The organism is Paraburkholderia sp. (assembly GCF_034668105.1).
GTDB lineage: Bacteria > Pseudomonadota > Gammaproteobacteria > Burkholderiales > Burkholderiaceae > Paraburkholderia.
In genome coordinates, this window is record NZ_JAXDPY010000020.1 from 1 (window position 1) to 12,711 (window position 12,711).

Consider the following 12,711-nt stretch of genomic DNA (forward strand, 5'->3'; position numbering starts at 1 on the left):
CGATCCCCAATTCGGCGTCGGCCACGCGCGTGAACGCCGCGTCGAGCGTTTCGTCTTTATGAATGCGCCCGCCGGGCACGAACCATGTGCCTCGCGCAGGGCGATTGCGACGGCGCCCGACCAGCACGCGGCCCTCGGCGTCGCTGACGATCAGATCGATCGCGACCAGCGGCGTCAGACGCACCACGTCCAGGAAATCGATCTCGGTCAGCATGGCATCTCCTGCGAGCGGGCGCCGGTTGAGCGCGGGGTGATGGTTGATCGTAAGGGAATCTGAAGGCGCTAGTAGTCGCCGTGGTGTTCGTCGTCGCGGGTGAGACGGCCTGACACATTCGCCAGCAGCAGTGCCACCAGAATCGCGCCGATCGTGGCGAAGAGAAACGCCCCGACCATCGCGGCTAACACCAGCATCGTCCATGCGAGGCCGTTCATCTATCGGCTCCAGCGCGTTGATACGCGTGCGAAATAGTCTCCGTCTGGATTCTACGGGTGTAAGAAACGGCCTGCCCTGTCACATCACGCCGAAGTATCGCCGCGTCTCGACAGTGCGTGATGTCTGAAGATCGCCTGCCCTCTGCCGATGCGCATGATGCTTGGCACGGCACGGCACAGCCTGGCACGGCTAGCGAGCGACGTAACCCTCCGGCGTCGTCACCGCGTCCTTGAACACCTCGGCGTTGGTGGAGACCACATAGATGGGTGTCGGCGACAGCTTGAGGCGGGCGAAACCGTCACGATACGGCAAGCTCGACGCGTTGCCCATCATGTCGAACACCACCACTTCGCCCGACGTGCCGGGCGCATCCACCCGCAGACGATAGTCCGCGCTCTGGCTCGCGCTGAAACCGGTTTTGGCGTTCCACGTGTCGTTGTCATGCGTCCACAGCGCGGTCACGATCTTGCCGCGGCCGAGCCTGCGGAATGCATACGCGTATACGCCTTTTGGCAGACCTTTGAGTGGTCCGAGCGTATCCGTCCCGTCGATGATCCGCGTCATCGCCGCCACCGCGAGCGCGGCCGGCTTCGGGCTGATGCGAGCGGCGCCGAAAGCGCCCTGCGGATGATCGAGTTCAAAGAACACGCCGTAACCAGCCGCGGCCTCCGGCATGTCCGCGAGATAAAAGATGTAGGTCATGTCCGCGCCTTCACCGAGCAGGATGAGATGCGTGCGCGCCACGACCGCCGCTTGCGCATACAGGACGTTCGCGCCTGGATAACTTTTTCCGTACGCCTGCCCGATGTCGTAGCTGATGCCCGTTTCGGTAACGAACAGCGGCGCGCCCGGCTTCAGATACTGCCGCAGTTCGTGGCGCAGCGCCCGCATCGCGGCGGGCAGCGCGCCTGGCACCGTGCCTTGATTGCCTGAATCGGTGACCCGCTCGGGAGGATGCGACGGTGTCGTGCCGATGTCGTAATAGCCGTGAACGGTCATGCCGTCCATATACCGGCCGATGCCCTGCGGACCGAGACGGCGCATCCACGTCACGTTGGCCTGAACCGAGGCGTACGTCACACCCATCACGACCGCATGCGGGTCCGTCTGATGAATGCCTTCCCAGACGGCTTTATACATGGCGATGAAATTCGCGTCGGTATCGCGCCACGGCAGACCGCCATCGGCGTCCGGCTCCCATGTCACCTGGTAGTAGTTGTCGCGCTGTTTGGGGAAGTAGGTCATCCGTGTGCGGTTGGATTCGGCGCCGACCTTTGCCATGTAGTCCTTCATTTGCGCGAGAGAGGTCGGCGCATAGCTGTGCGTCTCCTTGCCGGTCGGGCTCGCCCACTGCGGAATGCCGTCGAGCTGGATCAAGCGCATGATGTCGCCGCGCCGGAAATAGGGGATCAACTGTTTGCTCGAGGGATCGAACGTGCCCGCTTTTTTCGGCTCTTCCATGTACCAGTTGCGGTTGTCGTTCGCCCAGGAAAGGCCGAGCGCCGTATAGACCGGCCGATAGCCGTCGCCATCGCAGCAATGCTGCCCTGGCGCGATATAAGCGGTGCCCTGGCCACCGAACCGATGCAAGTCTTCATACGGAAAGCGTACGGCCGGCAAGGCAGCGGACGTGTCAGGCAGTACGCCGAAGGTGGCGATCCCCGCAGGACGCGTCCCACGCGCTTCGAGCTGACCGTGTGCGCGCTCCAGCGAAGCGGAGACGGCGAAGTAGCCCGCAACCGTCGACGCGCAACTGAGCGTCGATAGCGTGCCGCCTGCGGCAACGGGGAAGTGGCCGCTGGCGCGCACCGCATTCCAGCTGTCGCGGACCTGCCAGTTAAGCGTGTCGTTTTGCGTCGGACGTGCGGTGAAAACGAGCGCGAACGGTTGGTCCGCTGCGAAGAGTCGCGTGCCCTCGCTCGGCGTGTCCGCTTCCAGCAGATCGCCGTTTGCGCCTGCGCGCACCTGAGAGGAGGGCGCCGCGCAGCGCAGGCCCGCTCCGGGCGGCGCCTTCAATGCAGTGGGCACGTTGGCCACCGGTTCCGGCACGGCGGCCGGCGCGCCGTCTTTGTTCGCCGAAGCTGCCGCCAGCTTCGCCGCCGCGCCCGCATCGGCGGGGGTGCGCGCAACCGCGCACCGCTTTTCAACGCCGGGTGCCGGATCGCCGAACACACCGTTATTGCAATCCGCGCTGTTCAAAAACGTCTTGATGACATGTTGCTCGACCGTGCCGTACAGCACGTCTCGTGTACCGCTGAACCGGCAGGTGCCGTACTCCGCCGCGCAGGGTGTCCACTTTCTGCCGTCAACCGTCAGATCGGAATTGCTCGCGCTGCCGGGAGTGGCCGAAGCCGGTGCTGCGTTGCACGGGGCGGCGATCGAGCCAAAGAGGATCAACGCCGCTGTCGAGGCAGCGGCACGCAGTGCAAACCCGTGAGTGGCAAAGGCGCCGACGAGTGGTCGCAGCGCGCGATGTTCGCGTACATTCGGCATGTGTTCCCCGTGTCGTTCGACGTTGATGTTCCGGCAACAAGACGACGCGCAATGGCTAGTTGACCAGGCCAGAGCCGCCTCAGGCTACCTCACATCGCAATGTGTTGCGGAAACCGCATAGGCTATTTCCGCAATCTGTTGGCGGAATGGTACCGGCTCTGATCCGACACAATCCGCCATTGGCCCGCCTATTGCCTGACGGACTAAAGTTGCGTTATTTCGGTGTTTCACGGTTGAAACATTAATCGTCCTGTTTATATTCAGCGGATCCAATAACAACGAATTAAATAATTTTGTTGCCAGCGAAAGTGTTTATATTGGAGACTGTTTTACACATCTCTGCCGACTGAATCTATCGTCGGAAGAAAGTCCCCCCGGCAAGCTGTAAGAGCATTAGCCGCCGTAGCTAGGACGGCCGCCCCCATTCTGGCGGTGTGTAACAGAGAAGTCACGTCAAATCCGCGAAATCACGGGCGGATCAAGGTGCAACTCAAGCATTTCGAGCAGCGGCTGTATGTGTGCCAACGCACGAAAAATCGCATTAATTCGCATTAGGATTCGCGAAACGTAAATTCATTCATATGCAGAATTGGCATTAAATTCATTGAAAAATTAGTAGTGCCGGGATTGTTCCGAAAATCACTGGCTGGCCACCATATCGAAACGCCAACATGTCTGCACTTTCGGTCATGGCGGCTAAATGCTTGATTGCGGATGGCTATGATGCACTGCACAGAGCATGCCTCTGTGCGGCGTTCAAGGTTGAAAAGTAGATCCGTTTTCTGTTGAGAGGATGACTATGACCTGCGCGAGTCTCGAATCTGCAATGTTGCGCTGGGTGCACGCGCCGAACAAGGGTATGCGTCGCATCGCGATACTGATGTTCAACGACTGCTCGCTGCAGGGCGCGGGCGTGGTTGCCGAGGTGTTTCAGGCTGCGAATGAACTGGCATCGTCAGGCTCGGGCGGCTGGTTGTATGACGTTTCCTTCCTGTCGGCGGACGGCGGCATGGTGACCTCGTCATCGGCACTGCGGGTCTGGACCGACGGACTCGACGCGCGGCATTACGGCGGCTTCGACGCGTTGTATGTGGCCGGTGGCAAAGGCGCAGGCGCCGCGGCCGGCGACGAGCGTCTGATCGCCTGGTTACGGCGCGTGCGCCGCAACACCGGCATGATCCGGCCGATTGCGGAAGGACGCGCGCTGCTCGATGCGGCCTATGTGCCGGACGGCAAGGAAAGTGCGGATTTCCAACCGCAGCAGCCGATGCTGCCGCGCCAGAGCGAACCGAACGGCGATGCGGGCGACCGCCTCGAATCGATGCGCAGCGCGCTCGCCATGATCAAGCGCGATCTCGGCGGCGCCACTGCCCGCACGGTGGCTGAACGTCTGCTGGCCGATTCGTGCTCGAACCTCGCACCGCTGCTGGGTGAAGACGGCGGATTGAGCCCGGGCGACAAAGTGCGCGCGGCGGCTCGCTGGCTGCAAGAGAATTGCCAGCAGTCGATTTCGATTGCCGATGCGGCCCAGTTCGCCGCGATGAGCGAGCGCAACTTCCTGCGCCGCTTCAAGATGGAAATGGGTATCACGCCCTCGAGTTTCCTGTTGCACGAGCGTCTCGCGGTGACCTGCAGCCTGCTGACCGAGTCGGAATTGCCGGTGGACAAGATTGCCCGGCGCACCGGCATGGGTAACGGTGACCGCCTCGCGAAGGTCTTCCGTAAGCGCATGAGGATTTCCCCCACCGAGTTCCGGATTCAAAGTCGCCGCATGGTGGGCGGATAGCGTACGTACGCGCGGCGAAGCAGTTTTCCGCGCATACCACGGAATATTTCGTGCATGGCTTCGTTAAGGCTTTCGTTGTCTTCATAAATCTGTAAGGAATCCGAATATGTTGACTCAGGGAGTGGTGGGCGCTGCGTCGGTGAACCCGGACGGCGCAAATGCCGGGTCCGCCGGTACGCATTGCGCGCGCATCGTCCCGGTCATTCTTGCCGGTGGCTCGGGTACGCGTCTGTGGCCGGTGTCGCGCGAGAATTTTCCTAAGCAACTAATCGACGTCGTCGGCTCCGACTCGTTGCTGCAGGCAACCGCGCGGCGGATGGACGGCTTTCCCGCCGGCTGGAACGTGGACGCGTCGCCGATCATCGTGTGCGGCGAAGAACACCGCTTTGTGATTGCCGAGCAGCTTCGTGACAACGGCGTGAACGCACGGCTGATCGTTGAGCCCGCGCGGCGTGATACGGCCCCGGCTTTGACGCTCGCGGCGTCGCTCGCGTGCGCGGAGGGCGGCGACGCGATTCTCATCGTGATGCCGTCAGATCATTCGATCGCCGACGTGCCCGCATTGCAAGGCGCGCTGGAACGTGCCGCCGGGTACGCGGATCGGGGCTCGATCGCCACGCTGGGCGTACCGCCCACGCGTGCCGATACGGGCTTCGGCTATATCCGCATCGGCGCGCAATTGCCCGACGGCGGTCATACGATCGACGGCTTCATCGAGAAGCCGGCCGAGGAGATCGCCGCGCAGTACGTCGCGGCAGGCACGTATTGGTGGAATGCCGGCATCTTTGTCGTGCGGGCACGCGTGTGGCTCGAGACGCTGAAACGCCTGCAACCGGAAATGCACGCCGCTTGCGAGCAAGCGTTCGTGAACGGCCGCAGCGAAGGCGCGTACTTTCGCCCACTGCTTGACGCTTTCCTGGCCACGCCTGCCGACTCGATCGACTACGCCGTGATGGAGCGTCTCACGGATAGCGCCGAACCCAACGAGCGGGACGGCGTGGGCGCCCCGGACGAAACCGCCGCGAGTCACGGCGCGGACCCCCAAGCGATGTCCGGCGCGAATCCCGCAGGTGTTGTCGTGCGGCTCGATGCGGGCTGGTCGGACCTCGGTTCCTGGGACGCGGTCTGGGCCGCGATGGAGAAGGACGCCAACGGCAACGCCGGGCGCGGCCGCGTGACGTTCGAAGGCGCGGTGTCGAGCTATGCGCATTCCGAAGGGCGGCTGGTCGCCTGCGTCGGCACGACCAATGTGGTGGTCGTCGAAACGGCGGATGCGGTGCTGGTGGTCGACCGTTCGCACGTGCAGGACGTCAAGGGTCTGGTGTCGCGCATCAAGGCGCAGCACGCCCCCGAAGCGGATGCGCACCGCAAGGTGCGGCGCCCTTGGGGTTTTTACGATTCCATCGACCACGGCGAACGCTTCCAGGTCAAGCGCATCGTCGTGACGCCGGGCGCGCAGCTGTCGCTGCAACTGCACCACCACCGCGCCGAACACTGGGTTGTCGTGCGCGGCACCGCGCTCGTCACACGCGGCGACGAGCAGTTCCTGCTCAGTGAAAACGAATCGACCTACATCCCGCTCGGCACCCGTCACCGGCTCGAAAACCCCGGCAAGGTGCCGCTCGAAATCATTGAAATCCAGTCAGGCTCCTATCTCGGTGAAGACGACATTGTGAGGTTCAACGACAACTACGGCCGCTGCTCCTAACAGCGTTCCCGGAATGATGTGCGGAAAAGAACGAACGGCAAGAAAGAGGTAAGCAAAATGCGCAAGTTTCAGGATTTACTCGCGCGAGTTTTCGATGTCGCGTTGGTGCTCGCGGGGGCGGCGGTGGCGTCGCAGATCCGCTTTGATTACCTCGCTCAATCAGGGTTCTATTGGGCGCTCGTGATGTTTGCCGCTGCTTTCGCGCTGGCCATCTTTCCAGCGTTCGGGGTCTATGAATCCTGGCGCGGCCGCTCCAAGCTCTCGCTCGCCGGGCAGGTGGCGCTCGCGTGGCTGATCGTGCAGGGCAGTGCGCTCGTGCTGATGTATTCGCTGCACCGCATCGACTTCGTGTCGCGGCTGTGGTTCTCGTACTGGACCGCGGTGACGGGCGGCCTCCTGATCGCTTACCGGCTGGTGACGCATGCGGTGCTGGCGCGGGCGCGCAGTGCCGGATTGAATCTGCACCAGGTCGCGATCGTCGGCAGCGGTTCGCAATGCGACGCGATCATCCGCCGGATCGATTCGGCGCCGACCACTGGCTTTCGCGCGACCGCCGTCTACAACACGCGTCCGGAACTGTCGCCCGTCACCAGTCCGCGCGTGCCGGTTTACGACACCGTGGACGCGCTCGCCGACTATATCCGCACCAACGACGTGCACGAACTCTGGCTGATGGTTTCGCTCACCGAGGAGCCGCTGATCTGCGCGCTGGTCAGCGAGTTCCGCGACGACCTGGTGAATATCCGCTTCATGCCTGACGTGCGTAGCCTCGCGCTCTTCGAAGGCAGCGGCGTGATCGATCTGCTCGGCGTGCCGGCGATCAACCTCGTCGCCTCGCCGCTGTCGGCCAGTTCGATGTTGAAGAAGGAAATCTTCGATCGCCTGTTCGCCGCCACGGCGCTGATCTGCCTCGCGCCGATCATGTTCGCGATCGCGATCGCGGTGAAGCTCTCGTCGCGTGGCCCGGTTTTCTTCAAGCAGAAGCGTAAAGGCGCGGACGGCCGCGTCTTCACGATCTACAAATTCCGCTCCATGCGTGTGCATGCCGAGCAGAAGGGCACGCTCAGACAGGCGACGCGCAATGATCCGCGCGTTACGCGAGTCGGCGCATTTCTACGCCGCACGAGCCTCGACGAACTGCCGCAATTCTTCAACGTGTTGCGTGGCGACATGTCGGTCGTCGGACCGCGTCCCCATGCACTCGAGCACGACGACCTCTATCAAAAAGTGGTTGCCGGCTACATCAATCGCTATCGGATCAAGCCGGGCATCACGGGTTGGGCGCAGATCAACGGCTTTCGTGGCGAAACCGACCGCATCGAGAAGATGGAGCGTCGCGTCGAACATGACCTGTACTACCTGGGGCATTGGTCGTTCGCGCTCGATATGCGGATTATCGGCGCGACGATTGTCGCCGGACTGGTGCATCGAAACGCTTACTAAGTAGTTAACAAGTACGCTGGGCGCTGCCTCCCCCGAGGACAGTTCGCTGGCGCAAGGAGGAAACATCATGAGCTCGCTTGGTATACGCACGGGAAGTCTCTTGGTTTTCGCAACTGCGGCAATGCTTTCCGGATGCGGAATCGCACCGGGCCAGCGGATGGTCACACCCGCCGCGCTTCAGGACACGGGTGGGGATTTCAGCACGGAACCGTCGGCGCAACAGCAGATTCCGATCACCGATATCAACCTCGCGCTGCTGCGCAAGATGAATCAGGCGCAGACGGCCGCTACGCTGCCGCCGCAGACAGCCGCGCTGTTCGGCAAGCCGACGGCCTACAAGGTCGGCCCCGGCGACGTGCTGCAAATCGTCGTGTGGGATCACCCGGAACTCGCCGCCGCGCTAGGCCAGCCTGCGCAGAACGCGAAAACGACGGACGCCGCGCCCGGTTTTCTGATCGACGAAAACGGCGACGTCCAGTTTCCGTACGCGGGCACGGTGCACGTGGCCGGCAAGGACGCCGGGACCATCCAGAAGGAACTGCATAAGCGCCTGAGCAACGTCTATCAGAAGCCCGAGGTGACGGTGCGGGTGGCCTCGTTCCGCAACGCGCAGATCTACGTCGACGGCGAAGTACGCACCCCCGGCGCGCAGTCGGTCACCGACATCCCGATGTCGTTGACGAGCGCGATCGGCCAGGGCGGCGGCTTCACCGCGAATGCGGATCGCAGCCGCGTCGATCTGATTCGCAATGGTGTGACGTATCCGCTCAACGTAAGCGACCTGATCAAGCGCGGCCGCAATCCGTCGGACATCTACCTCCAGGCCGGCGACATGGTGCGGGTGTCTTCACGCGAAGACAGCGGCGTGTACGTGATGGGCGAGGTCAACAAGCCGGCCACCGTCGTGCCGATGCCGAACGGTTCGATGTCGCTTTCGCAGGCCATTTCCGACAGCGGCAGCTTCGATTCGAACACGGCGGCGGCAAGGCAATTGTTCGTGATCCGCAATTCGACCAGCGACTCGCCGCAGGTCTATCACCTCGATGCGACCTCGCCGGTGTCCATGCTGCTCGCCAATCAGTTCGAGCTTCAGCCGAAGGACGTCGTGTATGTCGGTCAAGGCGGGCTGGTCCGCTTCAACCGTGTGTTGAACCTGCTGCTGCCGGCGATCAATGCGGCTGTGACGGGTGCCGTCCTTGCGAAGTAACAGCAGTGCAAGCAGCTGTGCAACGTGACCTTGAACCGCCGGGCTTTGTTGGGTGAACAAAATGGCAATCAACTTCGAAAACCGTTACAGCGACGTGTCCGGACCGGACGAGCTGCATCTGTCGGACTATCTGCGCACGATCGTGAGGGGCTGGCGCACGATCGCGATGGTGACGCTGATCGCGCTCGCGCTGGGGTGCGCGTACGCGTTCCTCGCGCCGCCGACGTACCGCGCGGATGTGTTGTTCCACGTCGAGGACAAGACGGCCAATGCCAATGCGAACGGCAAGGATTCCTTGCCGCCGCTTACCGGCATGTTCGACACCAAGCCCTCGACGGCGGCGGAGATCGAGTTGCTGAAGTCGCGTCTCGTCACCGAGGAAACGGTCAAGAACCTGCACCTCGACATTTCAGCTGCGCCGCGCACCTTGCCGTTCATCGGCGGCATGATCGCGGGGCTGGTGAACGGGCAATGGGGCTTCAAGTTGCCGTCGTTCATCAACCTGTCCGACTATGCCTGGGGTGACGAGAGCATTGCCGTGTCGCGCTTCGATACGTCGAAGGACTTTTACGACACGACCTTCACGCTGATTGCGGGCGACGGCGGTTCGTACGTGCTGCGCGACAAGAACGGGATCGCGATTCTCTCCGGCCATGTCGGCGAGACCGTGGAAACCGATACCGCCGACGGTCCAATTGCGTTGCACGTCGATAAACTGGTCGGCGCGCCCGGTTCGCGTTTCGAACTGCGACGCGCCTCGACGCTGGGCACCGTGGACCGCTTGCAAAAGGCGCTGGTGGTCGCGGAGACCACGCTGCAGTCGGGCGTGATACGCACGAGTCTCGAAGGCGGCGACCCGGCGCTGACCGCGGCGATCGTCAACAGCATGGCGCGCGAATTCGTGCGCCAGGATGTGGAGAGCCGCTCGACCGAGGCGGAGCATATGCTGGCTTTCCTCGACCAGCAATTGCCGGGTTTGCGTAAGGAACTCGACGAGGCCGAGCAACGCTACAACAAGTTCCGCAACGCGCACGGCACGGTCGATCTTGGCGAAGAAAGCCGCCTGCTGCTGCAGCAGGTCGTCGACAACAAGACGAAGCTGCTCGATCTGCAGCAGCAACGCGCGGAGATGTCGCAGCGCTTCACGGCGAATCACCCGGCGGTAGCCGCGCTCGATGCACAGATCGCGGCGTTGCAGGGCGCGGCGGCCACCATGAACCGCAGCGTGGCCGTGATGCCGGACACCGAGCAGACCGCGTTGCGTTTGCTGCGCGACGTGCATGTCGACACGGAGCTCTATACCAATCTGCTGAACAGCGCGCAGCAACTCCGGGTGGCGAAAGCCGGCCAGGTGGGCAACGTGCGCGTGGTGGACTTCGCCGAAACGCCTGACGAGCCGGTGCGTCCGAAACGAGTGCTGGCGATTCTGATCGCGCTCGGCGGCGGCTTGCTGATCGGCATCATGCTGACCTTCTTCAAACGCGCGATGTACGGCGGCGTGGAACGTCCGGATGAACTCGAAGCGGTGCTCGGCGTGCCGGTGTTCGCGATCGTGCCGCGCAGCCAGACCCAGCTGCGTTTGCAGGAAAACGTCATGTTGCGCCGTCGTGGGCTGCATGTGCTCGCGCAGCAGGCGCCGGAAGACATCGCCGTGGAAGGCGTGCGCAATCTGCGCACCTCGTTGCAGTTGTCGCTCGATCATGCCGAGAACAACGTGGTGATGATCACGGGTTCGCGGCCCGATACCGGCAAGTCTTTCCTGTCAGTAAATCTGGCGGCGCTGGTGGCTTCGGCGAATAAGCGGGTGCTGATAATCGACGGCGACATGCGGCGCGGCGACGTTCATTCGCATTTTGGCGTGGGCCATCAACCGGGCCTTTCCGACGTGCTGAGCGGCGGCGATCTGAGCTCGATGATCCAGCGCGACGTGCTGCCCGGACTCGACGTGCTCGCCAAGGGCACGCTGCCTTCGCATCCGTCTGAAGTGCTGATGAGCAAGCGCTTCGAAACGATGCTCGAGGAATTGAAGTCGCACTACGACCTCGTGATCGTCGACACACCGCCGGTACTCGCCGTGACCGACTCGACGGTGATCGGCAAATACGCCGGCACGACGCTGCTGGTGGTGCGCCACGGCCGCCATCCGCTGAACGAGATTGCCGAGACGGCCAAGCGGCTGCTCAACGGCGGCGTATCGCTCAAAGGCGTGCTGCTGACCGACGTGCCTCAGGAAGGGGCCTTCCTCGGTTCCGGCTATCAGGGCGGTTATTACGGCTACGACAGCATCGCAGGTTGAGGGTTGACGCAGCGGCGGCTCCAGCATGGGGCCGCTCGCTCGAATCGTGCTGTGGCACTGGCATCGCAAAGTTCAACGAGAGGGGTAGCTCCATGAAACGCAAGGTCGCGCTGATCACCGGCATCACTGGACAGGACGGGTCGTATCTCGCCGAGCTGCTGCTCGCCAAGGATTACGACGTACATGGCATCAAACGCAGGTCATCCCTGTTCAATACAGACCGGATCGATCATCTCTATCGCGATCCGCACGACCCGGATCAGCGACTCTTCCTGCATCACGCCGACCTGACCGACTCGACCAGCATCCTGCGCGTGATCCAGCGGGTCGAGCCTGACGAGATCTACAACCTCGCGGCGCAGAGCCATGTGGCGGTTTCGTTCGAGGAACCGGAATACACGGCCAATGCCGACGGCCTCGGCGCGCTGCGGATTCTGGAGGCGATCCGGATTCTCGGGCTGCAGCACAAGACGCGTTTCTATCAGGCTTCGACCTCGGAACTGTACGGCCTCGTGCAACAGATTCCGCAATCGGAGACCACGCCGTTCTATCCGCGCAGCCCGTACGCGGTGGCCAAGCTGTTCGCGTACTGGACCACGGTCAATTACCGCGAGGCCTACGGGCTCTATGCCTGCAACGGGATTCTGTTCAATCACGAATCGCCGGTGCGCGGCGAGACTTTCGTGACGCGCAAGATCACGCGCGCCGTGGCACGCATCGCGGTGGGCATGCAGAAGATCCTGTATCTCGGCAATCTGTCGGCGTTGCGCGACTGGGGTCATGCGCGCGACTACGTGGAAATGCAGTGGCGCATGCTGCAACAGGAACAGCCGGAGGATTACGTCATCGCCACCGGCGTGCAGTACAGCGTGCGTGACTTCGTCCGGCATGCCGCGGCCGAACTGGGTGTCACCGTACGTTTCGAAGGCACCGGCGTGGATGAAATCGGCGTTGTCGAAAAGGTGGAGGGGCGCGAGATCAAGATGTCGCCCGGCGACGTGATCGTGCGTGTCGATCCGCGCTACTTCCGTCCCGCCGAAGTCGAGACGCTGCTGGGCGATCCGTCGAAAGCACATGCCAGGCTCGGCTGGCAGCCGACTACGTCGTTCGCCTCGCTGGTCAAGGAAATGGTGCGCGCGGACTATCAGATTGCAAGACGTGACGCGCTTGTCACGCTGGCCGGTTTCACGGCGCTGGAACATCACGAGTAACGGCAATGAACAAACACGCACGCATCTTCGTCGCGGGCCACCGTGGCATGGTCGGCTCGGCGCTGGTCCGGCGGCTCGCCGCCGAGGGCTATTACAACGTCGTCACGCGATCGCGGGCGGAGCTCGATCTGATG

10 protein-coding genes are annotated in these 12,711 nt (G+C 62.8%); 7 read left to right on the plus strand and 3 right to left on the minus strand.

Annotation, left to right across the window (positions count from 1 at the left end; translation table 11 throughout):
* The 3 genes from QOC89_RS00980 to QOC89_RS00990 form a co-directional block, all read right to left on the minus strand.
* On the minus strand, nt 1–214 hold a 214-nt coding region (locus QOC89_RS00980), incomplete at its 3' end, for an NUDIX domain-containing protein (protein ID WP_323043309.1).
* A 68-nt stretch (nt 215–282) separates the two neighbouring features.
* A complete protein-coding gene (locus QOC89_RS00985; RefSeq protein WP_179736424.1) occupies nt 283–432 on the minus strand; it encodes a hypothetical protein in 150 nt (49 codons plus the stop codon).
* Between the two features lie 190 nt (nt 433–622).
* Nucleotides 623–2,926 carry a hypothetical protein gene (locus QOC89_RS00990; protein ID WP_323043310.1) on the minus strand — a complete coding sequence of 768 codons (2,304 nt, stop codon included), beginning with the start codon at nt 2,924–2,926 and terminating at the stop codon, nt 623–625.
* A gap of 799 nt (nt 2,927–3,725) precedes the next feature.
* Between QOC89_RS00990 and QOC89_RS00995 the strand changes: the two genes are divergently transcribed.
* The 7 genes from QOC89_RS00995 to QOC89_RS01025 form a co-directional block, all read left to right on the plus strand.
* Nucleotides 3,726–4,712, plus strand: coding sequence for a GlxA family transcriptional regulator (locus QOC89_RS00995; RefSeq protein ID WP_323043316.1), 987 nt, complete (start codon nt 3,726–3,728; stop codon nt 4,710–4,712).
* A 106-nt stretch (nt 4,713–4,818) separates the two neighbouring features.
* Nucleotides 4,819–6,420 (plus strand): sugar phosphate nucleotidyltransferase, encoded by a 1,602-nt coding sequence (locus QOC89_RS01000; RefSeq protein WP_323043311.1) that lies wholly within the window; start codon nt 4,819–4,821, stop codon nt 6,418–6,420.
* Nucleotides 6,421–6,477: 57 nt separating this feature from the next.
* Nucleotides 6,478–7,863: an undecaprenyl-phosphate glucose phosphotransferase gene (locus tag QOC89_RS01005; protein ID WP_323043312.1), complete on the plus strand. Its 1,386-nt coding sequence runs from the start codon at nt 6,478–6,480 to the stop codon at nt 7,861–7,863.
* Nucleotides 7,864–7,930: 67 nt separating this feature from the next.
* Nucleotides 7,931–9,070, plus strand: a complete 1,140-nt coding sequence (locus QOC89_RS01010) for a polysaccharide biosynthesis/export family protein (protein WP_323043313.1) — start codon at nt 7,931–7,933, stop codon at nt 9,068–9,070.
* 61 nt (nt 9,071–9,131) lie between these two features.
* Nucleotides 9,132–11,366: a polysaccharide biosynthesis tyrosine autokinase gene (locus QOC89_RS01015; RefSeq protein WP_323043314.1), complete on the plus strand. Its 2,235-nt coding sequence runs from the start codon at nt 9,132–9,134 to the stop codon at nt 11,364–11,366.
* Nucleotides 11,367–11,458: 92 nt separating this feature from the next.
* Nucleotides 11,459–12,577 carry a GDP-mannose 4,6-dehydratase gene (gene gmd, locus QOC89_RS01020; RefSeq protein WP_323043315.1) on the plus strand — a complete coding sequence of 373 codons (1,119 nt, stop codon included), beginning with the start codon at nt 11,459–11,461 and terminating at the stop codon, nt 12,575–12,577.
* Between the two features lie 5 nt (nt 12,578–12,582).
* The coding region (locus tag QOC89_RS01025) for an NAD-dependent epimerase/dehydratase family protein (protein WP_323043317.1) at nt 12,583–12,711 on the plus strand (129 nt) is incomplete at its 3' end.

Bases quoted from the DNA above. Each gene is read 5' to 3' on its own strand.
- QOC89_RS00985 (WP_179736424.1), bottom strand. From the start codon at position 432: ATGAACGGCCTCGCATGGACGATGCTGGTGTTAGCCGCGATGGTCGGG.
- QOC89_RS00995 (WP_323043316.1), top strand. From the start codon at position 3,726: ATGACCTGCGCGAGTCTCGAATCTGCAATGTTGCGCTGGGTGCACGCG.
- QOC89_RS01010 (WP_323043313.1), top strand. From the start codon at position 7,931: ATGAGCTCGCTTGGTATACGCACGGGAAGTCTCTTGGTTTTCGCAACT.
- QOC89_RS00990 (WP_323043310.1), bottom strand. From the start codon at position 2,926: ATGCCGAATGTACGCGAACATCGCGCGCTGCGACCACTCGTCGGCGCC.
- QOC89_RS01000 (WP_323043311.1), top strand. From the start codon at position 4,819: ATGTTGACTCAGGGAGTGGTGGGCGCTGCGTCGGTGAACCCGGACGGC.
- QOC89_RS01005 (WP_323043312.1), top strand. From the start codon at position 6,478: ATGCGCAAGTTTCAGGATTTACTCGCGCGAGTTTTCGATGTCGCGTTG.
- QOC89_RS01015 (WP_323043314.1), top strand. From the start codon at position 9,132: ATGGCAATCAACTTCGAAAACCGTTACAGCGACGTGTCCGGACCGGAC.
- gmd (WP_323043315.1), top strand. From the start codon at position 11,459: ATGAAACGCAAGGTCGCGCTGATCACCGGCATCACTGGACAGGACGGG.